Raw genomic sequence first — 22,267 nt, forward strand, 5'->3', positions numbered from 1 at the left:
GCTTTTTTTATATCGGTAGCAAGGAGAGCAGACATGCATTATCCGGTGAATGTCTTTGTCGGCAAAATCAGGGACTACACGGGCAGTCGTCCCAGCGCGATCGGCAAAATCCAGGTTGACGGCGAGTTGCAGCTCGGCGATCTCGGTCTCGAAGGGGATGAGCAGGCGGAGAAGAAAATACACGGCGGGCCGGACCGCGCGCTGTGTCACTATCCGCGCGAACACTATGCCGACTGGATCCGTGAATTCCCCCAGCAGGCCGATCGGTTCTGCGCCCCGGCGTTCGGTGAAAACCTCTCCACTACCGGCCTCACCGAACAAAACGTCTACATTGGCGATATCTTTCGCTGGGGCGAGGCGCTGATCCAGGTCACCCAGCCGCGCTCTCCGTGCTTCAAGCTCAACTTTCATTTTGCGATCGGTGATATGGCGCAGCTGATGCAAAACAGCGGGAAGACCGGCTGGTTGTACCGGGTGATCGCCGGGGGGCAAGTCTCCAGCGATGCGCCGCTCGAACTGGTCTCTCGCCTGAGCGATGTCAGCGTCCATGAGGCCGGGGCGATTGCCTGGCATATGCCGTTTGATGACGATCAGTACCACCGCTTATTGTCGGCAGCGGGCCTGTCGGTGAGCTGGAGCCGAACCATGCAGAAGCGGCGTTTAAGCGGCAAGATCGAGGATAATTCACGGCGATTGTGGGGGAAATAATTCCCCCATATTGGCGCTTTCCGCAGCGTCTCCCGGGTAGCGGCGCAAGCGCCTTACCCGGGCGACCTGACCGTTCCTGGCGGTAACCCGGCGCAGCGCAGGCCGGGTCAGCGTCAGGTCCGCTTATACAGCGGTAGCCAGAGGGTTAAGCGCAGACCGCCCAGCGGGCTGTCGTCGGCCTTCACCCAGCCACGGTGCTGCTGAATAGCGGTTTCGACAATCGCCAGCCCCAGGCCGGTGCCGCCGGACTCGCGGTCGCGCGCCTCGTCGGTCCGGTAGAATGGCCGGAAAATCTGCTCGCGATCCTCCGGGCTGACTCCCGGGCCGTCGTCATCGACGTTAACCGTAATCCCGTCTTTATCCACTGAGAAGCTGACGGAAATCTTCGTGTGCGAGTAGCGCAGGGCGTTGCGGACGATATTCTCCAGCGCGCTTTCCAGCGCATTGGGGTTACCGTACAGCGGCCACGGACCCGGCGGATACTCAACGGTGAACGATTTACCCATCTGCTCGGCTTCAAACGCCGCGTTGTCCAGCACTTCGCCCCACAGCTGATTGGCTTTGACCGTCTCGCTCACCAGGGCGTTTTTCGCCTGATTGCGCGACATCACCAGCAGGTCGTTGATCATGCTGTCCAGTCGGTGCGCTTCAGTTTCGATACGCTCCAGCTCTTTGCTCTCACCGCTGCGGCGGCGCAGCAGGGCGGTGCCCAGCTGCAGGCGCGTGAGCGGCGTGCGCAGCTCGTGCGAGATATCGGACAGCAGCCGTTGCTGGCTGGTCATCATCCGCTCCAGGGCCGTCACCATCTGGTTAAAGCTGGCGCCGGCGGCTAAAAACTCCTGCGGTCCGGCTTCCAGCTCCGGATGCTGCCGCAGGTTGCCCTGGGCGACCTCGTCAGCGGCATTTTTCAGCTTACGCGCCGGTTTCGCCAGGCTCCACGCCAGCCACAGCAGCAGCGGGGCGCTAACCAGCATTGTGACGATCAGCAGCAGCAGCGGCCGGTCAAACAGCAGGTTGATAAAGTCGGATTGTGAGGTGCTGGCGGGACGGATCAGATACAGCTGATAGTTATCCTCCCCATCCCTGACGGAGAACGGGCCCACCATTTCCAGGCGGCCATAGCGTTTTTTCTGCGGATGATCGGCGTTATCGGCCTGGCCGATAAAGTTGCGAATGATCTGCATCTCGTTGCGTTCTGCGCCGATCACGCGGCCTTCGCTGGTCACCAGCAGCAGGCGCTGACCCGGAGGCGCCCATTTATCGATGGCGCGAAACAGACGACGCCACCACATCAGGTCGTTTGGCGGATCGTTGGCCAGCTCGGCCTCGACGTGCTGCTCGATCATGATGCCTTGACGCTGCTCGCTTTCCAGCAGCTCGGTCATCTGCCGGGAGTCCAGTTTGGGCAGCATCAGCACCAGCATCAACACCAGCGCCAGCGTGAGCCAGAAGATGGCGAAGATGCGTGCAGTCAAACTTCCAATCATGAAGCGGAAACCATCAGATACCCGCGGCCACGCAGCGTTTTAAACCACGGATGGCCATCTTTGCGCTCCGGCAGCTTACGCCGCAGGTTGGAAATATGCATATCGATGGCGCGGTCGAACGGCGTCAGGCGCTTGCCTAACACTTCCTGGCTTAAATGTTCGCGTGACACCACCTGGCCGAGATGCTGCGCTAACAGATAGAGCAGGGTGAACTCGGTGCCGGTGAGCTCCAGCGTCTGGCCATCGAAATTGGCTTCCTGACGGCCCGGATTGAGGCTTAAGGCATCCACTTCCAGGGTCGGCGAGCCGGCTTCGGTCGTCTGCTGCTGTTCGCTCCAGTGGGAACGGCGCAGAATCGCGCGTATACGCGCCACCAGTTCGCGATCGTTGAACGGCTTAGGCAAATAGTCATCTGCGCCCAGCTCGAGGCCGAGAACGCGATCCAGCTCGCTCCCGCGCGCTGTTAGCATGATAACCGGAGTCTGGTGTGTCTGACGCAGCTCTTTAAGCGTATCGATACCGTTTTTCTTCGGCATCATTACGTCGAGCAGCAATAAATCAATGCTGTCGTCCAGAAGGGCCAGCGCCTGTTCCCCATCATGGGCCACCAGCACGTTAAAACCTTCCATATCGAGCAGCTCTTTTAACAGGGAGGTGAGCTCCCGGTCATCATCAACTAACAGGATTTTATTCATTGTTTAAATACCTCCGAGGCAGAAATTACGTCATCAAGGCCCGCTAATCCATGACTTTACGTTGTTTTACACCCCCTGACGCATGTTTGCAGCCTGAATCGTAGACTGTCTCTCGTTGAATCGCGACACAAACGTTTTGGGAGTATGTGATGCGCAATGTTATCGCTGCCGTCATGGCCTCAACGCTGGCGCTAAGTGCATATAGCCAGGCCGCTGAAGTCGTTACCAGCGTTAACTGGCTCCCCGGAGACGAAGGGGGACAGCGCGGTAGCCAGAGCCATATGTTTGACGGCATAAGTTTAACCGAGCAGCAACGTCAGCAGTTACGGGATCTTATGCAACGGGCACGCCACGACAGGCTCCCCGTTAATGTTAGCGAAATGGAGACAATGCATCGCCTTGTCACCGCAGAAAATTTTGATGAAAACGCTGTGCGCGCTCAGGCAGAAAAGATGGCGCAGGAACAGGTTGCTCGCCAGGTCGAGATGGCTAAGGTCCGCAACCAGATGTACCACCTGCTTACGCCAGAGCAGCAAGCGGTTTTAAATGCTAAGCACCAGCAACGTATGGATCAGTTGCGTGAGGTTGCAAGGACGCAGAAAGGCTCAGCGATGATGCTTTCGAGTAGTAGCAACACCCTGCAACCCCAGTAACAAACCCTGTTTTCCTTGCCATAGACACCATCCCTGTCTTCCCCCACATGATGTGGGGGTTTTTTTTGTCCTTTTTTCGGCAAATCAACTTCTTCGCCTGTCCCGTGAGCGTCACCAGTTCAGGTTATACTAAGCGCAGTGCAGGAGAAGGAGCCTATATGAATCAATCTTATGGCCGGTTGGTCAGTCGCGCCGCTATCGCTGCGACGGCGATGGCCTCCGCGTTACTTTTGATCAAAATTTTTGCGTGGTGGTATACCGGTTCAGTCAGTATTCTGGCCGCGCTGGTGGATTCGCTGGTGGATATTGCCGCCTCGCTGACCAACCTGCTGGTGGTGCGCTATTCGCTGCAGCCTGCTGATGAAGAACATACCTTTGGCCACGGCAAAGCGGAGTCGCTGGCGGCGCTGGCGCAAAGCATGTTTATCTCCGGTTCGGCGCTGTTTCTGTTTCTTACCGGTATTCAGCACCTGGTGCGTCCGGAGCCGCTACAGGCCGCCGGCGTCGGGGTTGTCGTCACGTTGATTGCCCTGTTCAGCACGCTGGCGCTGGTGACCTTCCAGCGCTGGGTGGTGCGAAAAACCCAAAGCCAGGCGGTGCGGGCGGATATGCTTCATTATCAGTCTGATGTTATGATGAACGGCGCCATTCTGGTGGCGCTGGGCCTCTCCTGGTACGGCTGGCATCGCGCCGATGCGTTGTTTGCCTTAGGAATTGGCATCTATATTTTATATAGCGCGCTGCGGATGGGCTATGAGGCGGTTCAGTCGTTACTCGACCGCGCTTTGCCTGACGAGGAGCGTCAGGACATTATCACCATCGTGACCGCATGGCCCGGCATCCGCGGGGCGCACGATCTACGAACGCGGCAGTCAGGGCCGACCCGCTTTATTCAGATTCATTTGGAAATGGAAGATAACCTCCCGCTGGTGCAAGCCCACGTGATTGCAGACCAGGTGGAGCAGGCGATTCTGCGCCGTTTCCCGGGTTCCGATGTCATTATCCATCAGGATCCCAGTTCTGTGGTGCCGGCGGCGCAGCAGGGCTTTTTTGAGCGTTAGGTTATAGTCTGTAAACTCGATGTAAAAATGTGGGTCAACTCGGCATTTTTTGTATAAATTACCGCCGTTTGGTCTGACCTGAATCAATTCAGCTTGAGGCGTTTGATATACTATTGTCATTAGCGTCGTGCACTCCTGGTGAGGGAGCGCTTCAGGCAACAGAATTATTTTTTGCTTCCTAAGTTCAGAGGTAGTCATGATTAAGAAAATCGGTGTGTTGACAAGTGGCGGTGATGCGCCGGGCATGAACGCAGCAATTCGTGGCGTTGTGCGCGCGGCATTAACGGAAGGTCTGGAAGTTTTTGGAATCTATGACGGTTACCTCGGCTTGTACGAAGACCGTATGGTTCAGCTCGACCGTTACAGCGTTTCCGACATGATCAACCGCGGCGGCACCTTCCTGGGCTCCGCTCGCTTCCCGGAATTCCGCGAAGAACACATCCGCGCAGTGGCTATCGAAAACATGAAGAAGCGTGGCCTGGACGCGCTGGTGGTTATCGGTGGTGACGGGTCCTATATGGGGGCGATGCGCCTGACCGAGATGGGCTTCCCGTGCATCGGCCTGCCGGGCACCATCGACAACGATATCAAAGGCACTGACTACACCATCGGCTTCTTCACCGCTCTGAGCACCGTGGTGGAAGCGATTGACCGTCTGCGCGACACCTCCTCTTCGCACCAACGTATCTCCGTGGTGGAAGTGATGGGCCGTTACTGTGGCGACCTGACTCTGGCGGCGGCGATTGCCGGCGGCTGTGAGTTCATCATGGTGCCGGAAGTGGAATATACCCGTGACGATCTGGTAGCGGAAATCAAAGCCGGCATCGCGAAAGGGAAGAAACACGCTATCGTGGCGATCACCGAGCACATGTGCGACGTTGACGAGCTGGCAAGCTACATCGAGAAAGAGACCGGCCGTGAAACCCGCGCTACCGTCCTCGGCCACATTCAGCGCGGCGGTTCCCCGGTTCCTTACGACCGTATCCTGGCTTCCCGCATGGGCGCCTATGCGATTGAGCTGCTGCTGCAGGGCCATGGCGGCCGTTGCGTCGGCATCCAGAACGAGAAGCTGGTGCACCACGACATCATCGATGCCATCGAGAACATGAAGCGTCCGTTCAAGAACGACTGGCTGGATTGCGCGAAGAAACTGTACTAAGTTACGCGCCGGATAAACAAAAGGCCTTCTCATGGAGAAGGCCTTTTTTATGGCGCAAGGTTTATTCGATATCCAGCGGGTCTTCCGACAGAATCATCCCGGTGTTATCGGCATACAGATGGTCGCCGCTGAAGAAGGTCACGCCGCCGAAATTGACGCGCACGTCGCTTTCGCCGATGCCTTCGCCAGCCGCGCCGACCGGAATGGCCGCCAGCGCCTGGATGCCGATATCCAGTTCCTCAAGGTCGTCAACCTGGCGCACCGCGCCATAGACCACCAACCCTTCCCATTCATTCTGTACGGCCAGACGCGCCAGGTCAGCGTCAATTAACGCGCGTCGTACTGAGCCGCCGCCGTCGATCAGGAGAATATGACCACGGCCATTCTGCTCGAGCAGATCGTAGAGCAACCCGTTATCCTCGAAACATTTTACCGTAATGATCTGTCCACCAAACGACGACCGTCCTCCAAAGTTAGAGAACAGCGGTTCCACGACGTTGACATCTTCCTGGTAGATGTCACAAAGCTCGGAAGTATCGTATTTCATAGGCTTAACGTTCAGTTGCTGCGAGAGTTTTTAGTATATCCCGCGAATCGCATTGTTGGCAAAATCATCAATTGTTAATTGATATTTGTCAGTTAAGCCGCCAGCTTACTGGCAATAATCCCGATAACAAACAGCAGGTTGGTCAGCAAAGCCCCTTTGACCGTCTTTTCGAGCATCGGCCGCATCGCCAGCGGATCGGATTCGCGCAGGACGTAACGCGCCTGTTTGACCAGCATCGGCGTGGCGAGAATAAACAGCCAGCCCCAGGCAGAATGCAGCGCCAGCAGGTTAAACAGCGCCAGACACAGCAGGGCGCCGAGCAGCAGGCAGGCATGATAGCGGCGGGCATTGACCGGCCCCAGGCGCACGGCGAGGGTGTTCTTCCCGTTCTGCCGGTCGCTGTCGATATCACGCAGGTTATTGATGTTCAGTACGGCGGTCGCCAGCAGACCGCAGGCCGTTGCCGGCAGAAAAATGGCCGCTTCCACATTGTGGGCTTGCAGATACCAGCTGCCGAGGACGCTCAGCCAGCCGAAGAAAACGAGTACCGAAATATCACCGAGGCCAATATAACCATACGGGCGGGTGCCCACTGTGTAGGTGATGGCGGCCACGATCGACAGGCCACCCAGCGCGAGGAAACCGATGAAATCGCCGACGCTCTGCCAGGCGACGCACAGTAGCGCCAGACCAAACAGACAGATCAGCGCGACGGTGACAATCAAGGCGCGCTTCATCTGCTGGGGGGTAATCACCCCTTTCTGCATCCCGCGCAGCGGCCCGATGCGGTCCGGTTTATCGCTCCCCTTGACCGCGTCGCCGTAGTCATTGGCGAGGTTGGAAAGAATTTGCAGCAAGCCGGCGGTGATCAGCGCCAGCAGAGCGACCCAGGGATCAAAATGCCCCTGCTCCCAGGCAAGGACGGTGCCAACAATAATCGCGGCAAACGCCAGCGGTAACGTTTTAGGACGCAGGCTTTCCAGCCACGCCTGAGAACGGCTGATATCAGTCATAGTTATTTTAGCCAATAAAAATGGGGGCGATAGCCCCCATCAACAGTGATGAAAATGCATTGCACCGGATTATAGGATAAAACGGCTCAGATCTTCATCTGCCACCAGAACATCCAGGTGCTTACTCACATATTCGGCATCGATAGTGACGGTCTGGCCGTTCATCTCGCTGGCATCATAGGAGATATCTTCCACCAGGCGCTCCAGCACGGTGTGCAGACGGCGCGCGCCGATGTTCTCGGTGGTTTCGTTTACCTGCCATGCGGCCTGAGCGATACGCTTGATACCGTCTTCGGTGAATTCGATATTCACCCCTTCGGTCGCCATCAGCGCCTTGTACTGCACGGTGATGGAGGCGTTCGGTTCGGTCAGGATGCGCTCGAAGTCATGGGTGGTCAGCGCCTTCAGCTCAACGCGGATCGGCAGACGCCCCTGCAGTTCCGGGATCAGATCGGACGGGCTGGCCACCTGGAACGCGCCGGAGGCGATAAACAGGATGTGGTCGGTCTTGACCATCCCGTGCTTGGTGGAGACGGTGCAGCCTTCCACCAGCGGCAGCAGGTCGCGCTGTACGCCTTCACGGGAGACGTCCGGGCCGGAGGTGTTGCCGCCGCGCTTACAGATTTTGTCGATTTCGTCGATAAAGACGATACCGTGCTGCTCAACAGCGTCGATGGCTTCCTGCTTCAGCTCTTCCGGATTGACCAGTTTGGCCGCTTCTTCTTCAATCAGCAGCTTCATCGCGTCTTTGATTTTCAGCTTACGCGGTTTCTGCTTCTGGCCGCCGAGGTTCTGGAACATGGACTGCAGCTGGCTGGTCATCTCTTCCATGCCCGGAGGGGACATGATTTCAACGCCCATCGGCGCCGCAGCGAGATCGATTTCAATCTCTTTATCGTCCAGCTGGCCTTCGCGCAGTTTCTTACGGAACGCCTGGCGCGCCGCAGACGGTTCCTGCGACGGCTCAGTCTGGCCCCAGTTGTTCTTCGCCGGTGGGATCAGCACGTCAAGCACGCGCTCTTCCGCCAGCTCTTCCGCGCGGTAACGGTTCTTATCGATGGACTGCATACGAACCATTTTGATCGCCGCATCGGTCAGATCGCGGATGATAGAGTCCACTTCTTTACCGACATAGCCCACTTCGGTGAACTTCGTCGCTTCAACTTTAATAAACGGCGCGTTGGCCAGTTTCGCCAGACGACGAGCGATTTCGGTTTTACCGACGCCGGTTGGGCCGATCATCAGAATGTTTTTCGGCGTGACTTCATGACGCAGCTCTTCGTTAAGCTGCATCCGGCGCCAGCGGTTACGCAGGGCGATAGCAACAGAACGCTTGGCGGCGTCCTGGCCGATAATGTGTTTGTCCAGTTCGCTGACAATTTCGCGTGGGGTCATTTCAGACATGGGAGATCCTTACGCTTTAGAAGGTAATTCTTCGATGGTGTGGAAATGGTTGGTATAGATGCAGATATCACCTGCAATATCCAACGCTTTCTCGGCGATATCGCGCGCGCCCATATCGGTGTTTTCCAGCAGCGCGCGGGCCGCGGCCTGGGCGTAAGGACCGCCGGAGCCGATAGCAATCAAATCGTTTTCCGGCTGTACCACGTCACCGTTACCGGTGATGATAAGCGACGCGTTTTCGTCCGCGACGGCCAGCAGCGCTTCCAGCTTGCGCAACATCCGATCGGTTCGCCAGTCTTTAGCCAGCTCAACGGCGGCCTTCACCAGATGGCCCTGGTGCATTTCCAGTTTGCGTTCAAACAGTTCGAACAGCGTGAAGGCGTCGGCGGTGCCGCCAGCGAAACCGGCAATCACTTTGTCGTTGTACAGACGACGCACTTTTTTCACGTTGCCCTTCATTACGGTGTTGCCCAGCGTGGCCTGGCCATCACCGGCAATAACAACATGGCCGTTACGGCGAACACTTACAATTGTAGTCACGAGCAGACCCCTTGGTTGCAAAAGCGGAACAGGGGCCCCGCGCTGTCCGCGGGGCCGAATGCAATTATAGATGGGGGGGATTTTGAGGGTTTCAACCCCTGGCGGCGAGACGAATGCAGTTCGCGTGTCCAGCCATCTTCAGGCGGGTGATCATCTCGTTGGCGCTTTCTTTGCCTTTCAGCGGGCCAATGACCACGCGGTTCCAGCCGTTGTTGGTGGTGATGTGCGAAGCAAACCCTTCGAAAGCCAGCTGAGCGCGGACGGTTTCGGCCTGCTCGGCGCCTTTAAAGGAGCCGCACTGGATCATCCAGCTACGATCGTCTTTTTTCTCGGCGGTCGTTTTCGGCGCTTCCTCCACTCGAGTCACTGGCGCGGCGGCCTGCGCGCGCGGCTGCGTAGTCGTAGTGTGCGCCGGCGTCTGCAGCAGATCCTGGTACGGCTGCTGGTTTGACGCGGTCTGCTTCGGCTGTTGCTGCTGGACCGGCTTCGGCTGCTGAACGCGCGGCGGCTGCTGCACGGTCTGCTGCTGAGTTTGCGCCCACTGTTGCTGTTGCGCCTGCTGCTGTTGCTGCGCTAAACGCTGACGCTGCAGCGTCTGCTGGCGCTGGGCCGGCGTTTGTTCGTTCCACGGCACTTCGGTCAGCTGAGTCGGCTGTTGACGCATATCGGCCTGCATCTGGGCCAGCAGCTGACGCTGTTCGTCGGTCAGTTGCTCCGGTTTCATTACTTCGCCGCCGGCGGTCGGTTCGGTCGGCGCGCGAACGCCCGGCTGGCGGCTTTCCAGCTCTTTAATATAGCGCCAGCGCTCTTCCGGTTTTGGCGGCAAGCCGTTGCCGGCGGCCTGGCGATTTTGCATCGCTTCCGCTTCTTCTTTCTTATGGTGCGTAATGAAATAGAGTCCACCGATAAAGGCCACCAGCACAGCCGCCGCGATCGCCACCATAGCCGGTGAAATTGCCGGGAGGCTGCTTTGCTTATTCCTTGAGCTTCGGGTAGTGCTCTTTTTGCGCCGCGAAGAAGCCGGTTGGCTGCGGCGTACATAATCTCGTTGTGCCACTATCGTTTCGCTGTCTTATATTCGTTCGTCAGCCCGCCATGTTACTTAAGCGGCGGGCCTTTGACCAGAAGAGCAGGCCCGAAAGCCTGATGGTTATCGTCTGATTTTTTGCGTACTGCCGCGAACAATCAGTTCGCAATCGAGCAGGCGCGAGCCGCTGTTCACGTTATGACCCTGCATTTGCTCAAGTAATAGCAGCATTCCTTCACGGCCGATATCAAAACGCGGCTGTGACACGGTGGTCAATGGCGGATCGCAAAATTCAGACAACGCGATGTTATCGAAGCCGACAATCGACAGGTCGTCCGGCACTTTCAGACCGCGGCGTTTCGCCAGCGATAAGGCGCCCAGCGCCATCACATCGCTATGGCAAAAGACCGCGGTGGGCGGTACCGGCTGCGACAGCAGCTGCTCCAGCGCATTGGCGCCAGCTTCGAAGGTAAAGTTGCCGCGAGCGATATAGTGCGGATCAACGGTGATACCGCTGCGGCGCAGCGCCTGCACGTAACCCTGCAGGCGATAATGGCACAGCGGCATATCTTCCGGGCCGGCGATGCAGCCGATACGCTGGTGTCCCAGCTCGTGAAGATAGTTTACCGCGTTAAAAGCCGCCGTCAGGTTATCGATGTGGACGGTGGGCAGCTCCAGCTCCGGCGCGAACTCGTTCGACATGACCATCGGCGGCAAATTGCGCTGCTCTTCCACGCTGGCGTCAAACGGCAGGCGCGAGCTGAGCAGCACCATGCCGTCAATCTGCTTGGTGATGATAAGGTCGATAAAGGTTTTTTCTTTCTGATTCTGGTGGGCGCAATCGCCGATTAACACCAGATATCCGTGCTCGGCGGCAGTGACTTCAATACCGCGGATCACTTCGCTAAAAAAGGGATCGCAGATATCCGGGACGATCACGAGAATCGTCCGCGATTCGTTGCGCTTCATATTGCGTCCGAGCGACTGCGGTAAATAGCCGACTTCCAGCGCCGCCTGCTCGACCCGGTTACGGGTGGCTTGCGACACCTTATCAGGGTTCATCAACGCTCGGGACACGGTTGCCGTGGAAACGTTTGCCTTTAAGGCGACGTCTTTCATGGTGGCGGCAACCACTTGTTTTTTGGGCTTCACCTGGTTTCTCCTCGCTGAATGGCGCTGGCATTTCCCTTGCGCGCTAACTGCTGCATCATTTTTATCAGATAGTCGCGGCAGTGAGTTACAGAATTTTCATGAAAAACGTGATGCTTGTTAAATTTTTCGATCCGGCTCGCAAGAGAAGGCTTACCCTTCAATAGGATCGACATCCAGCACCCACTTTACTTTTTTCGCCTCCGGCAGCGTATTGATCAGCGCCAGCGTACCGCTGACGATATGCTGCAGGCGTACCCGCGAAGGATGCTGCAGCAATATCTGCCACCGCCAGCGGCCGCCGCGCTTCGGCGCCAGCGCCGGAACCGGACCGAGCACCCATAGCTTGTCGTCGGCCAGCGGACTGGCCTGCAGCAGATTGCGCAGCTGTTGTAAAAACAGCGGCGCCTGCTGGTTGTTATGGTCTTCCGCACGAATCAGCACATGGCTGGTCCACGGCGGTAGCTGCATTGTCTGCCGCTCTGCCAGCGCCTGTTCGGCGAAGGCGTCGTAGCCTTTATACAGCAGGGTCTGCAGCAGAGGGTGTTCAGGATGGTGGGTTTGCAGGATCACTTCGCCCTGTTTTCCTGCCCGTCCCGCTCGCCCGGAGACCTGGGTATAGAGCTGAGCGAAACGCTCGGCGGAGCGGAAATCCGCGGAAAACAGCGCCCCGTCGACGTCCAGCAGGGAGACGAGGGTGACGTCCGGGAAGTGGTGGCCTTTGGCCAGCATCTGGGTGCCAATTAAAATACGCGCTCCGCCGCGATGGACGGCGGCGAGATGCTCCTCCAGCGCCCCTTTGCGGCTGGTGGTATCGCGGTCGATACGCGAGATAGGCACGTCAGGGAACAGCGGTGCCAGGGCCTGCTCCAGCTGTTCGGTGCCGATACCCACCGGCACCAGGTGCGTGGAGCCGCAGGAGGGACATTGGCGCGGGATAGGGCGCTGACTGTCGCAATGGTGGCAGCGCAGATGGTGCTGCGCCTGGTGCAACGTGTAGTAGCTGTCGCAGCGCGGACATTCCGCTATCCAACCGCAGTCGTGGCACAGCAGCGCTGGCGCAAAGCCGCGGCGGTTAAGAAACAGGATCACCTGGTTATCCGCCTGCAGATGCTGGCGCATACGGTTAATCAGCGCGGGAGACAGACCCGCCTGCAGCGGTTGCCCTTTGAGATCGAGCACGTGCTGCTGGGCAGGGCGCGCATTGCCCGCGCGTTTGCTTAAGGTTAACTGGCGGTATTTGCCCTGGCGGACGTTATGCAGGGTCTCCAGCGCCGGCGTCGCCGAGCCGAGAATAATCGGGATCTGTTCGCTGTGGGCGCGCCATACCGCCAGGTCGCGGGCATGGTAGCGCCAGCCCTCCTGCTGCTTGTAGGAGCTGTCATGCTCTTCGTCGATAACGATGACGCCGAGGTCTTTAAACGGGGTAAACAGCGAGGAGCGGGTGCCGATCACAATGGCCGCTTCGCCGTTTTTCGCCTTCAGCCAGGCCGAAAGACGTTCGCTGTCATTGAGTCCGGAGTGCAGCACTTCCACCGGCGCGTTAAAGCGCTGGCGGAAGCGGGCGATGGTCTGCGGCGTCAGACCGATCTCCGGCACCATCACCAGCGCCTGGCGCCCCTGCGCCAGCACATTCTCCAGCACGCTCAAATAGACTTCCGTTTTCCCTGAGCCGGTAATACCCGCCAGCAGCCAGGCGGAGAAGCGATCGGCGGCGCTGTGGATCGCCCCGACGGCGGTGGCTTGCTCGGTATTAAGACGCAGGCGTTCGCCGGCAACCGAATACGCGCTGCGCCAGTCGATGAGGGCGGGCGCTTCGCAGGCCAGCTCCGCCAGCCCTTTGCCGCGCAGCGCCTGCAGCGCCGCTTCATTAAATTCCAGTTCGCCAACCTGATGACGCCAGATTTTTCCCTGGCGCAGCGCCGCCAGCGCCTGCTGCTGCTTCGGCGAGCGTTTCAGACCGTTAAGGTCGACGGCCTGCCCCTGCTCGGTGGCGAACCAGTACCACAGCGGCGTCGCGCTGGCGGGTTTGCCCTGGCGCAGCAGAATGGGCAGCGCATGGAACAGCACATCGCCAATCGGATGATGGTAATACTCAGCCGCCCACATCAGCAGCCGCCAGACGGTACCGGAGAAGACCGGTTCGTCGTCCAGCGCTTCCGCGACCGGTTTTAGCTCGTCCAGCGGCAGCTCGCTGCGTTCGCTGACCGCCGCGACAATACCGATCCGCTCCTGTTTGCCGAACGGCACCCGCACCCGACAGCCCGCTTTGACCGCCATGCCTTCAGGCAGCAGATAGTCAAAAGTGCGCGGTAGCGGAACGGGTAGGGCAACGTGGGCGACGGGCATGTCATCTTCCTGACTTGAAATCTGGCGGGATAGTATACACATTACGATAAGGCGGCGCGGATCAGTTTGCATATGCTGGTCAAATTCTGTATGATTCGCCGCCTTTGATGCGCTTTATATCGCATTGAAGATTGACCATTACCGCGTGCTTCACGCTGTCAACAGCGTAGAGGGCGACGGGAAATTACTAATATCGCGTGGTGTCTGGCGTTAGGGCTGGAAGAGCGACGCGGCCTTAACTGAGGTTCTCCCATGAAAAAAGGTATTCACCCAAATTACGACGAAATTACTGCTACCTGTTCTTGCGGTAATGTCATGAAAATCCGCTCCACCGTAGGTCACGACCTGAACCTCGACGTGTGCGGCAAATGCCACCCGTTCTTCACCGGCAAACAGCGTGATGTTGCTACCGGTGGCCGTGTTGACCGCTTCAACAAGCGCTTCAGCATCCCGGGCAGCAAGTAAGTTGCCAGAAGAAGCCGCCTCAGGGCGGCTTTTTTGTGTCTCTCGCCTGCCTGGGCGGGAAAGAAAAAGGGCGGAAGCGTGCTTCCGCCCTTTTTATCGTCTCAGTATTCCCACGTATCCGGGTCGATACCCAGTTCACGCATAATCGCTTTCGCCGCTTCCGGGATCTCATCGCTGCGCTCTTTACGCAGGTCTTCATCGTTAGGCAACGGTTGTCCGGTAAAGGCATGCAGAAACGCTTCGCACAGCAGTTCGCTGTTGGTCGCGTGACGCAGGTTATTCACCTGACGACGCGTGCGTTCATCGGTGAGGATTTTTAACACCTTCAGAGGAATGGAAACCGTAATTTTCTTTACTTGCTCACTCTTCTTACCGTGCTCAGCGTATGGGCTGATATATTCGCCGCTCCATTCAGCCATGAGATACCTTAATCCTCTGTTTATTAGTGAAGGGCCAGAATATTCCGCCCGGGCTATAATCGCGCGTAGTTTACCGTATGCGCGGGCTTTCTGACATGAGATAAGCCGCCGCCGACGTGCGCTAATGCATATAATTTTAACGGCTATTTGCACTTTGCTCAATCTATACGCAAAGAAGTTTAGATGTCCAGATGTATTGACGTCTATTGTGACAATGTTTACTCTGAAGCCTGACTTTTCACCGATTCAGCCCAGGAACTTCCCAACATGACGCGTAAACAGGCCACCATCGCAGTGCGTAGCGGTTTAAATGACGACGAGCAGTACGGTTGCGTTGTCCCGCCGATCCACCTCTCCAGTACCTATAACTTCACCGACTTTAATGAACCTCGCGCTCACGACTATTCCCGCCGCGGCAACCCGACGCGTGATGTGGTGCAGCGCGCTTTAGCGGAGCTGGAGGGCGGCGCTGGCGCGGTGCTGACCAATACCGGTATGTCGGCGATCCTGCTGGTGACGACGGTGTTCCTTAAGCCTGGCGATCTGCTGGTGGCGCCGCACGACTGCTACGGCGGCAGCTACCGTCTGTTCGATAGCCTGGCGAAGCGCGGCTGCTATCGCGTTCAGTTCGTCGATCAAAACGATGAGCAGGCGCTGCGGGCGGCGCTGGCGGAAAAACCGAAGCTGGTGCTGGTCGAAAGCCCAAGTAATCCATTGCTGCGGGTGGTGGATATTGCGAAAATCTGTGGTCTGGCGCGCGAAGCCGGGGCGATCAGCGTGGTCGATAACACCTTCCTGAGTCCGGCGCTGCAAAACCCGCTGGCGCTGGGCGCCGATCTGGTGTTGCACTCCTGTACTAAATACCTTAATGGTCACTCTGATGTGGTGGCCGGGGTGGTGATTGCCAACGATCCGGCGACTGTCACCGAACTGGCATGGTGGGCGAATAACATTGGCGTCACCGGCAGCGCCTTCGACAGCTATCTGCTGTTGCGCGGGCTGCGGACGCTTTCTCCCCGCATGGAAGTGGCGCAACGTAATGCCCTGGCGATCGTCGAGTATCTGAAAACCCAGCCGCTGGTGAAAAAGCTGTATCATCCGTCGCTGCCGGAAAACCAGGGGCATGAAATTGCGGCGCGTCAGCAAAAAGGTTTTGGCGCAATGTTAAGCTTCGAGCTGGATGGTGACGAGCAGACGCTGCGCCGCTTCCTGAGCGGGCTGTCGCTGTTTACACTGGCGGAATCGCTGGGGGGCGTTGAAAGCCTGATTTCCCATGCGGCAACGATGACGCATGCCGGCATGGCGCCTGAAGCGCGTGCCGCCGCCGGAATTTCAGAAACGCTCCTGCGTATTTCGACCGGTATCGAAGATGGTGAAGATTTAATTGCCGACCTGGAAAATGGCTTCCGGGCAGCAAACGAGGAATAAAGATGAGTGTGATTGCGCAGGCAGGGGCGAAGGGTCGTCAGCTGCACAAATTTGGTGGGAGTAGTTTAGCGGATGCGAAATGTTACCTGCGCGTCGCGGGGATCATGAAGGAGTATTCGCAGGCGGGGGACATGATGGTCGTCTCCGCCGCTGGCAGCACCACCAACCAGCTGATCAGCTGGCTTAAGCTTAGCCAGAGCGATCGCCTTGCTGCGCATCAGGTTCAGCAGTCGCTTCGCCGCTATCACACCGAGCTGATTGGCGGTCTGGTGGAGCCTGCGGCGGCGGATACGTTGATCGCCGCCTTTATCCACGACCTTGAGCGTCTGGCTGGTCTGCTGGACGGCGGGGTTTCCGAAGCGGTCTATGCGGAAGTGGTCGGCCATGGGGAAGTGTGGTCCGCGCGCCTGATGGCGGCGGTTCTCAACCAGCTGGGAATGGAAGCCGCCTGGCTGGACGCGCGCGCGTTCCTGCGCGCGGAACGCGCCGCGCAGCCGCAGGTGGATGAAGGATTATCCTATCCACTGCTGCAGCAGCTGATGGCGCAGCATCCTAACAAGCGTCTGGTGGTGACCGGCTTTATCTCCCGCAACCAGGCCGGTGAAACCGTCCTGCTGGGCCGTAACGGGTCTGACTACTCTGCCACCCAGATCGGCGCGCTGGCGGGCGCTTCCCGCGTCACTATCTGGAGCGACGTCGCCGGGGTGTACAGCGCGGATCCGCGCAAGGTGAAAGACGCCTGTCTGCTGCCGCTGCTGCGTCTGGACGAAGCCAGCGAGCTGGCGCGTCTGGCCGCGCCGGTGCTCCATGCCCGCACGCTACAGCCGGTTTCCGCCAGCGATATCGATCTGCAGTTACGCTGCAGCTATACGCCGGAACAGGGTTCCACGCGCATTGAGCGCGTGCTGGCCTCCGGTACTGGCGCCCGGATTGTCACCAGCCATGACGATGTCTGCCTGGTGGAGTTTCAGGTGCCGGCCGGTCACGATTTCAAACTGGCGCATAAAGAGCTGGACGCCCTGCTCAAACGCGCCCAGCTGCGCCCGTTAGCCGTTGGCGTCCATGCAGACCGCAAACTGCTGCAGTTCTGCTATACCTCCGAGGTGGCCGACAGCGCGCTGAAGCTGCTCGATGAGGCAGGTCTGCCGGGCGAGCTGCGTCTGCGTCAGAAGCTGGCGCTGGTGGCGATGGTGGGCGCGGGCGTCACCCGCAACCCACTGCACTGCCACCGTTTCTGGCAGCAGCTGAAAGGGCAGCCGGTGGAGTTCACCTGGCAGTCGGAAGAGGGGATCAGCCTGGTGGCCGTCCTGCGCGCCGGGCCGACGGAAAGCCTGATCCAGGGGCTGCACCAGTCCTTGTTTCGTGCCGAAAAGCGTATCGGCCTGATGCTGTTCGGCAAAGGGAACATCGGTTCCCGCTGGCTGGAGCTGTTCGCCCGTGAACAAACCACGCTCTCGGCGCGCACCGGCTTTGAGTTTGTGCTCGCTGGCGTGGTCGACAGTAAACGCAGTCTGCTGAACTACGACGGGCTGGACGCCAGCCGGGCGCTGGCTTTCTTCAACGATGAAGCGGTGGAGCAAGATGAAGAGTCGCTGTTCCTGTGGATGCGCGCGCACCCGTATGATGATTTAGTGGTGCTGGACGTCACCGCCAGCGAGCGGCTGGCAGACCAGTATCTTGATTTCGCCAGCCATGGCTTCCACGTGATCAGCGCCAACAAGCTGGCGGGGGCCAGCAGCAGCGATAAGTATCGCCAGATCCACGACGCGTTTGAGAAGACAGGGCGCCACTGGCTGTATAACGCCACCGTGGGCGCCGGCTTGCCGGTGAACCATACGGTGCGCGACCTGATCGACAGCGGCGATACCATCCTCGGCCTGAGCGGTATCTTCTCGGGAACGCTCTCCTGGCTGTTCCTGCAGTTTGATGGCACCGTGCCGTTCACCGACCTGGTGGATCAGGCGTGGCAGCAGGGTCTGACCGAGCCGGATCCGCGCGTCGATCTGTCCGGTAAAGATGTGATGCGCAAGCTGGTGATCCTCGCGCGGGAAGCGGGTTACGACATCGAGCCGGATCAGGTGCGCGTGGAATCACTGGTCCCGGCGCACTGTGAAGAGGGTTCGGTCGATCACTTCTTTGAGAATGGCGAAGAGCTGAACGAGCAGATGCTGCAGCGCCTGGAGGCGGCCCGCGAGATGGGGCTGGTGCTCCGCTACGTGGCGCGTTTTGATGCCAACGGCAAAGCACGCGTCGGCGTGGAAGCGGTACGCGAAGAGCACCCGCTGGCGGCGCTGCTGCCGTGCGATAACGTGTTCGCTATCGAAAGCCGCTGGTATCGCGATAATCCGCTGGTGATCCGCGGGCCCGGCGCCGGGCGCGATGTGACCGCCGGGGCGATCCAGTCGGATATTAACCGTCTGGCGCAGCTGCTGTAGTCCCGGGAAAAAGACCAGGCGCGGCCTGGTCTTTTTTGTTAGTGCGCCGCAAAAACTGCTTTAGCGGCAAACAGGCCGTTTAGCGCCGCCGGGAATCCGGCGTAGACCGCCATCTGCATGATCACTTCCGTAATTTCCTCTTGCGTCAGACCGACATTTAATCCCGCAGCAATATGCACTTTCAGCTGCGGCTCGGCGTTACCCAGCGCGGTGAGCGCGGCGATGGTGGCGATTTCCCGGCTACGCAAATCAAGCCCTGGCCGGGCGTAAATATCGCCGAAGGGGAACTCAATCAGATAGCGGGCGAAGTCGGGGGCGATATCCCGCAGGCTGTTGACGACGGCCTCCCCGCCGCTACCGTCCACGCGCTGAAGCATTTCCTGACCGGTGGTATAACGTTCGCTGGACATCGTTTTTTCCTCTCTGTGATGATGCGTTGAGAGGAAGGGTAGGGAAGTTTACCGGACTTGAGTAATACCCTTTTCGTGATACCTTTTCAGTATGACAACTTCGCGATTACATTCTCTTGATATCCGCCTGCTGCGTGCCTTTGCCGTGGTGGCGGAGGAAAATAACATCAGCCGGGCGGCGCAGCGGTTATTTATCTCGCAGCCGCCGCTGAGTCGCCATATGCGCTATCTGGAAGCGCAGCTGGGGGTGACGCTGTTTCAGCGCCATAGCAAAGGCCTGATCCTTACCGACGCGGGCAGAGAGGTGCTGGCGATCATTCGGCCCATGCTGGCGCTCCAGGAACGCACGCTGGCGGCATTGAGTGAGCTCTCCGTTCACTCGCCGCCGTCTCTGCGTCTGGGCGTGACCACCGCCTTCGAACAAGGCATTTTCGCTGCTGTTGAATCTGCGCTGAGCGAACATACCCGCGGGTTGCATATCACCCGCCACGCCTCACCGGCGCTGGCGCAGCAGGTGCGCAAAGGCAAACTCGATGCGGCGCTGGTCGCGCTGCCGCTCAATACTGAAGGGCTGCACCTGCATCCATTGCCGTACCAGGAGCCGCTCATCGCGGCAGTGCCAGCCTCCTGGCCGGAAGCCGTCATACCAGCGTTAACGCTAAGCGCGCTCAATCATCGGCCGCTGTTCTGGTTTAAACGCGAGCGTAACCCCGATTTCTTTGACTACACGCGGCGCATTTTCGACCGGGCTGGCTATACCCCCGCTTATGTGGAAGAGCCTGCCGAACATGATGTGCTGCTGGCGCGAATCGCGCGTGGGGAAGGCATGATCCTCCTGCCGGCGTCCTTTTCCGCGATCCAGCGTCAGGGGGTAGTGTTCTGTCCTGTCGCTGAAGGCGACAGCATGCCGTTAAGCCTTGGGGTGATCTATGCGCCTCACCAGGCAGGAGCCGTGCAGCAATGGCTCTCACTGCTGGATGATCGCCTGACGGCTCGCTCGTCTCATGCTGAATATCGTTCTACCCCATGTTGACCGCAGAGCGGGCTCTTTCGGCTGGCAAAGCGCCGGTAGATGAAGTTTTTTCATGTTGGCAGCCTTTTCCTCACTCTTTACGCAGATTTTTCTATTGACGCCCGGGCGCTTTTCCGTCATTTTTACATCTGGACGTCTAAACGTATAGAAGTTCGCAACACAACAGCCATTACATGCGATTGATGAGGTAAGGTATGAGCTTTTTTCACGCCAATCAGCGGGAAGCCCTGAATCAGAGCCTGGCGGAAGTCCAGGGCCAGATTAATGTGTCCTTTGAATTCTTTCCGCCGCGCACCAGTGAAATGGAGCAAACCCTGTGGAAATCCATCGATCGCCTGAGCAGTCTGAAACCGAAGTTTGTCTCGGTGACCTATGGCGCGAACTCCGGCGAGCGCGATCGCACCCACAGCATCATCAAAGGTATTAAAGAGCGAACCGGTCTGGAAGCGGCGCCGCACCTGACCTGTATCGATGCTACTCGCGATGAGCTGCGCACTATCGCCCAGGATTACTGGAACAACGGCATCCGCCATATCGTCGCTCTGCGCGGCGACCTGCCGCCGGGCAGCGGTAAACCGGAGATGTACGCCGCCGATCTGGTCACTCTGCTGAAAGAGGTGGGGGATTTTGATATCTCCGTCGCCGCGTATCCGGAAGTGCATCCGGAAGCGAAAAGCGCGCAGGCGGATTTGCTCAACCTGAAACGCAAAGTCGAGGCAGGCGCCAACCGCGCGATCACCCAGTTCTTCTTCGATGTGGAAAGCTATCTGCGTTTTCGCGATCGCTGCGTCTCGGCGGGCATCGACGTGGAAATTATTCCGGGTATCCTGCCGGTTTCCAACTTTAAACAGGCGAAAAAGTTTGCGGATATGACCAACGTTCGTATCCCGGTGTGGATGTCGAAAATGTTCGAAGGGCTGGATAATGACGCCGAAACCCGTCAGCTGGTGGGGGCGAATATCGCCATGGACATGGTGAAGATCTTAAGTCGGGAAGGGGTAAAAGATTTCCACTTCTACACCCTTAACCGCGCCGAAATGAGCTACGCCATCTGTCATACGCTGGGCGTGCGTCCGGCCTGAGTGCTTGCCGTTTCCGCCGTCAGTAGGCGACGCGTCCGGCTGATAAACATAAAAAACACCCGGCTGACGCCGGGTGTTTTGTTTTGCTCTGGATTATTCCCATTCCTGCAGGAAGCGCTGGCCATATTGGTCGGCGACCAGCAGCGCGGCGTAGACCTGGTCGGCGTCGACGCCGCCCGGCATATTGTGGATGGTTTCGCCTTCAGCGCAGGCGGCTTCCGCCACCAGGCGCATTTTGGTCGGGATGTCGCCTTTGATATCCAGCTGCGCCAGCGTGATCGGCAGCCCAACGCTGTGACACAGCGCGGCGACAGTCTCGATCTCTTCCACCGGCGCGTTTTCCAGCACCAACTGCGTCAGGGTGCCGAACGCCACTTTTTCACCGTGATAATAGTGGTGGGCGTCAGGGATGGCCGTCATGCCGTTATGAATCGCGTGGGCTGCCGCCAGGCCACCGCTTTCAAAACCGACGCCGCTCAGATAGGTGTTGGCTTCCACCACCCGCTCCAGCGCCGGAGTGACCACGTGCTGTTCGGCGGCCAGCATCGCTTTTTCACCCTCTTCGAGTAAGGTGTTGTAGCACAACTCGGCCAGCGCCAGCGCCGCCTGGGTGCATTTCCCGCCCGCCATGGTGGTGGCGCCGCTGCGTGAGCAGGCGCGGGCTTCGAACCAGGTGGCCAGCGCATCGCCAATCCCGGCGGCCAGCAGGCGAGCCGGCGCGCCAGCAACGATCTGCGTATCGACAATGACCATGTTAGGGTTGTGCGGCAGCATCAGATAGCTGTCGAACTCGCCTTCGTCGGTGTAAATCACCGACAGCGCGCTGCACGGCGCATCGGTGGAGGCGATGGTGGGGGCGATCGCCACCGGCACCTTCATAAAATGGGCCAGCGCTTTCGCGGTATCCAGGGTTTTACCACCGCCGATCCCCAGCACGGCGGTGCATTTCGCACTGCCGGCGATATCGCGCAGGCGATTGATTTCATTATGCGAACATTCACCGCCGAACGGCGCGATTTCCGCCGCCAGGCCGGCGTCAGCCAGGCTTTTGCGTAGCATCTCTTCCGCGAATCCCAGCACGAATTTATCGCCAACGACCAGCCAGCGTTCGGCCAGCGGTTTCAGGTAGTCGCCAAGGCGCTTGATGGCGCCTGCGCCCTGGATGTATTTGCCTGGTGATTGAATAATGCGATCCATTTCGAT

General features: G+C 58.7%; 21 protein-coding genes. 9 read left to right on the top strand and 12 right to left on the bottom strand.

Translation table 11 applies throughout. From position 1 onward, the window contains the following. The first annotated feature begins 33 nt into the window (after window positions 1–33). Window positions 34–708 (top strand): 6-hydroxyaminopurine reductase, encoded by a 675-nt coding sequence (yiiM, locus tag MKR05_RS24530; RefSeq protein ID WP_064158482.1) that lies wholly within the window; start codon window positions 34–36, stop codon window positions 706–708. Between the two features lie 113 nt (window positions 709–821). Here the strand turns inward: yiiM and cpxA are convergent, their stop codons facing one another. Further along, window positions 822–2,195, bottom strand: coding sequence for an envelope stress sensor histidine kinase CpxA (gene cpxA / locus MKR05_RS24535; protein ID WP_008807874.1), 1,374 nt, complete (start codon window positions 2,193–2,195; stop codon window positions 822–824). Then, window positions 2,192–2,890, bottom strand: coding sequence for an envelope stress response regulator transcription factor CpxR (cpxR, locus tag MKR05_RS24540; protein ID WP_004203671.1), 699 nt, complete (start codon window positions 2,888–2,890; stop codon window positions 2,192–2,194). The genes cpxA and cpxR overlap by 4 nt, the downstream gene beginning before the upstream one ends. Window positions 2,891–3,039: 149 nt before the next feature. Between cpxR and cpxP the strand changes: the two genes are divergently transcribed. The 3 genes from cpxP (at window position 3,040) to pfkA (ending at window position 5,763) form a co-directional block, all read left to right on the top strand. Continuing rightward, window positions 3,040–3,543, top strand: a complete 504-nt coding sequence (gene cpxP, locus MKR05_RS24545) for a cell-envelope stress modulator CpxP (RefSeq protein ID WP_023291526.1) — start codon at window positions 3,040–3,042, stop codon at window positions 3,541–3,543. A 158-nt stretch (window positions 3,544–3,701) separates the two neighbouring features. Continuing rightward, entirely contained in the window at window positions 3,702–4,604 is a 903-nt protein-coding gene (gene fieF / locus MKR05_RS24550; RefSeq protein ID WP_008807873.1) for a CDF family cation-efflux transporter FieF, read from the top strand. 196 nt (window positions 4,605–4,800) lie between these two features. After that, entirely contained in the window at window positions 4,801–5,763 is a 963-nt protein-coding gene (pfkA, locus tag MKR05_RS24555) for a 6-phosphofructokinase (protein ID WP_002882911.1), read from the top strand. A gap of 61 nt (window positions 5,764–5,824) precedes the next feature. Here the strand turns inward: pfkA and rraA are convergent, their stop codons facing one another. The 7 genes from rraA to priA all read right to left on the bottom strand — a co-directional run bounded on the left by rraA (window position 5,825) and on the right by priA (window position 13,792). After that, window positions 5,825–6,310 (bottom strand): ribonuclease E activity regulator RraA, encoded by a 486-nt coding sequence (gene rraA / locus MKR05_RS24560; protein ID WP_002882913.1) that lies wholly within the window; start codon window positions 6,308–6,310, stop codon window positions 5,825–5,827. A 92-nt stretch (window positions 6,311–6,402) separates the two neighbouring features. Beyond that, window positions 6,403–7,323 carry a 1,4-dihydroxy-2-naphthoate polyprenyltransferase gene (gene menA, locus MKR05_RS24565; protein WP_044520919.1) on the bottom strand — a complete coding sequence of 307 codons (921 nt, stop codon included), beginning with the start codon at window positions 7,321–7,323 and terminating at the stop codon, window positions 6,403–6,405. Window positions 7,324–7,392: 69 nt separating this feature from the next. Then, a complete protein-coding gene (gene hslU, locus MKR05_RS24570; RefSeq protein WP_002882917.1) occupies window positions 7,393–8,727 on the bottom strand; it encodes an HslU--HslV peptidase ATPase subunit in 1,335 nt (444 codons plus the stop codon). A gap of 9 nt (window positions 8,728–8,736) precedes the next feature. Continuing rightward, window positions 8,737–9,267, bottom strand: coding sequence for an ATP-dependent protease subunit HslV (gene hslV / locus MKR05_RS24575; protein ID WP_002882918.1), 531 nt, complete (start codon window positions 9,265–9,267; stop codon window positions 8,737–8,739). Window positions 9,268–9,358: 91 nt separating this feature from the next. Then, the gene (gene ftsN, locus MKR05_RS24580; RefSeq protein WP_071997579.1) at window positions 9,359–10,324 is read right to left on the bottom strand and encodes a cell division protein FtsN; all 966 of its coding nucleotides are present in this window, start codon (window positions 10,322–10,324) and stop codon (window positions 9,359–9,361) included. Window positions 10,325–10,417: 93 nt separating this feature from the next. Further along, a complete protein-coding gene (gene cytR / locus MKR05_RS24585) occupies window positions 10,418–11,446 on the bottom strand; it encodes a DNA-binding transcriptional regulator CytR (RefSeq protein ID WP_004203676.1) in 1,029 nt (342 codons plus the stop codon). A 150-nt stretch (window positions 11,447–11,596) separates the two neighbouring features. Continuing rightward, complete coding sequence (gene priA, locus MKR05_RS24590) at window positions 11,597–13,792, bottom strand: primosomal protein N' (RefSeq protein WP_044520924.1); 2,196 nt, start codon at window positions 13,790–13,792, stop codon at window positions 11,597–11,599. Window positions 13,793–14,044: 252 nt separating this feature from the next. On the opposite strand from priA, the gene rpmE reads away from it, so the two are divergent. After that, a complete protein-coding gene (gene rpmE, locus MKR05_RS24595; protein ID WP_002882922.1) occupies window positions 14,045–14,257 on the top strand; it encodes a 50S ribosomal protein L31 in 213 nt (70 codons plus the stop codon). Between the two features lie 101 nt (window positions 14,258–14,358). Here rpmE and metJ read toward each other — a convergent pair whose 3' ends face one another. Continuing rightward, on the bottom strand, window positions 14,359–14,676 hold the full coding sequence (metJ, locus tag MKR05_RS24600; RefSeq protein WP_002882924.1) for a met regulon transcriptional regulator MetJ: 318 nt from the start codon (window positions 14,674–14,676) through the stop codon (window positions 14,359–14,361). 267 nt (window positions 14,677–14,943) lie between these two features. On the opposite strand from metJ, the gene metB reads away from it, so the two are divergent. Both metB and MKR05_RS24610 read left to right on the top strand, forming a co-directional pair. Continuing rightward, window positions 14,944–16,104 (top strand): cystathionine gamma-synthase, encoded by a 1,161-nt coding sequence (metB, locus tag MKR05_RS24605; RefSeq protein WP_004203678.1) that lies wholly within the window; start codon window positions 14,944–14,946, stop codon window positions 16,102–16,104. 2 nt (window positions 16,105–16,106) lie between these two features. Beyond that, window positions 16,107–18,539 carry a bifunctional aspartate kinase/homoserine dehydrogenase II gene (locus tag MKR05_RS24610; protein WP_044520927.1) on the top strand — a complete coding sequence of 811 codons (2,433 nt, stop codon included), beginning with the start codon at window positions 16,107–16,109 and terminating at the stop codon, window positions 18,537–18,539. A 38-nt stretch (window positions 18,540–18,577) separates the two neighbouring features. Here MKR05_RS24610 and MKR05_RS24615 read toward each other — a convergent pair whose 3' ends face one another. Continuing rightward, the gene (locus MKR05_RS24615) at window positions 18,578–18,949 is read right to left on the bottom strand and encodes a carboxymuconolactone decarboxylase family protein (RefSeq protein ID WP_023291530.1); all 372 of its coding nucleotides are present in this window, start codon (window positions 18,947–18,949) and stop codon (window positions 18,578–18,580) included. Window positions 18,950–19,040: 91 nt separating this feature from the next. Between MKR05_RS24615 and MKR05_RS24620 the strand changes: the two genes are divergently transcribed. Next, entirely contained in the window at window positions 19,041–19,982 is a 942-nt protein-coding gene (locus tag MKR05_RS24620) for a LysR family transcriptional regulator (protein ID WP_050534174.1), read from the top strand. 194 nt (window positions 19,983–20,176) lie between these two features. Continuing rightward, the gene (gene metF, locus MKR05_RS24625) at window positions 20,177–21,064 is read left to right on the top strand and encodes a methylenetetrahydrofolate reductase (RefSeq protein WP_023291532.1); all 888 of its coding nucleotides are present in this window, start codon (window positions 20,177–20,179) and stop codon (window positions 21,062–21,064) included. A gap of 93 nt (window positions 21,065–21,157) precedes the next feature. Here the strand turns inward: metF and MKR05_RS24630 are convergent, their stop codons facing one another. Beyond that, complete coding sequence (locus tag MKR05_RS24630; RefSeq protein ID WP_032454483.1) at window positions 21,158–22,261, bottom strand: glycerol dehydrogenase; 1,104 nt, start codon at window positions 22,259–22,261, stop codon at window positions 21,158–21,160. Window positions 22,262–22,267 lie beyond the last annotated feature (6 nt).

Origin of the sequence: Klebsiella sp. K5-204, from assembly GCF_030128585.1 — a bacterium.
Taxonomy (GTDB): Bacteria; Pseudomonadota; Gammaproteobacteria; order Enterobacterales; family Enterobacteriaceae; genus Klebsiella; species Klebsiella quasipneumoniae.

What these genes read in the sequence shown, in the direction of transcription:
- rpmE (WP_002882922.1), top strand. Translation starts at nt 14,045, where the DNA reads ATGAAAAAAGGTATTCACCCAAATTACGACGAAATTACTGCTACCTGT.
- MKR05_RS24610 (WP_044520927.1), top strand. Translation starts at nt 16,107, where the DNA reads ATGAGTGTGATTGCGCAGGCAGGGGCGAAGGGTCGTCAGCTGCACAAA.
- cpxR (WP_004203671.1), bottom strand. Translation starts at nt 2,890, where the DNA reads ATGAATAAAATCCTGTTAGTTGATGATGACCGGGAGCTCACCTCCCTG.
- menA (WP_044520919.1), bottom strand. Translation starts at nt 7,323, where the DNA reads ATGACTGATATCAGCCGTTCTCAGGCGTGGCTGGAAAGCCTGCGTCCT.
- metJ (WP_002882924.1), bottom strand. Translation starts at nt 14,676, where the DNA reads ATGGCTGAATGGAGCGGCGAATATATCAGCCCATACGCTGAGCACGGT.
- pfkA (WP_002882911.1), top strand. Translation starts at nt 4,801, where the DNA reads ATGATTAAGAAAATCGGTGTGTTGACAAGTGGCGGTGATGCGCCGGGC.
- rraA (WP_002882913.1), bottom strand. Translation starts at nt 6,310, where the DNA reads ATGAAATACGATACTTCCGAGCTTTGTGACATCTACCAGGAAGATGTC.
- cpxA (WP_008807874.1), bottom strand. Translation starts at nt 2,195, where the DNA reads ATGATTGGAAGTTTGACTGCACGCATCTTCGCCATCTTCTGGCTCACG.
- metB (WP_004203678.1), top strand. Translation starts at nt 14,944, where the DNA reads ATGACGCGTAAACAGGCCACCATCGCAGTGCGTAGCGGTTTAAATGAC.
- fieF (WP_008807873.1), top strand. Translation starts at nt 3,702, where the DNA reads ATGAATCAATCTTATGGCCGGTTGGTCAGTCGCGCCGCTATCGCTGCG.
- metF (WP_023291532.1), top strand. Translation starts at nt 20,177, where the DNA reads ATGAGCTTTTTTCACGCCAATCAGCGGGAAGCCCTGAATCAGAGCCTG.
- MKR05_RS24630 (WP_032454483.1), bottom strand. Translation starts at nt 22,261, where the DNA reads ATGGATCGCATTATTCAATCACCAGGCAAATACATCCAGGGCGCAGGC.
- hslU (WP_002882917.1), bottom strand. Translation starts at nt 8,727, where the DNA reads ATGTCTGAAATGACCCCACGCGAAATTGTCAGCGAACTGGACAAACAC.
- yiiM (WP_064158482.1), top strand. Translation starts at nt 34, where the DNA reads ATGCATTATCCGGTGAATGTCTTTGTCGGCAAAATCAGGGACTACACG.
- cpxP (WP_023291526.1), top strand. Translation starts at nt 3,040, where the DNA reads ATGCGCAATGTTATCGCTGCCGTCATGGCCTCAACGCTGGCGCTAAGT.
- MKR05_RS24620 (WP_050534174.1), top strand. Translation starts at nt 19,041, where the DNA reads ATGACAACTTCGCGATTACATTCTCTTGATATCCGCCTGCTGCGTGCC.
- priA (WP_044520924.1), bottom strand. Translation starts at nt 13,792, where the DNA reads ATGCCCGTCGCCCACGTTGCCCTACCCGTTCCGCTACCGCGCACTTTT.
- MKR05_RS24615 (WP_023291530.1), bottom strand. Translation starts at nt 18,949, where the DNA reads ATGTCCAGCGAACGTTATACCACCGGTCAGGAAATGCTTCAGCGCGTG.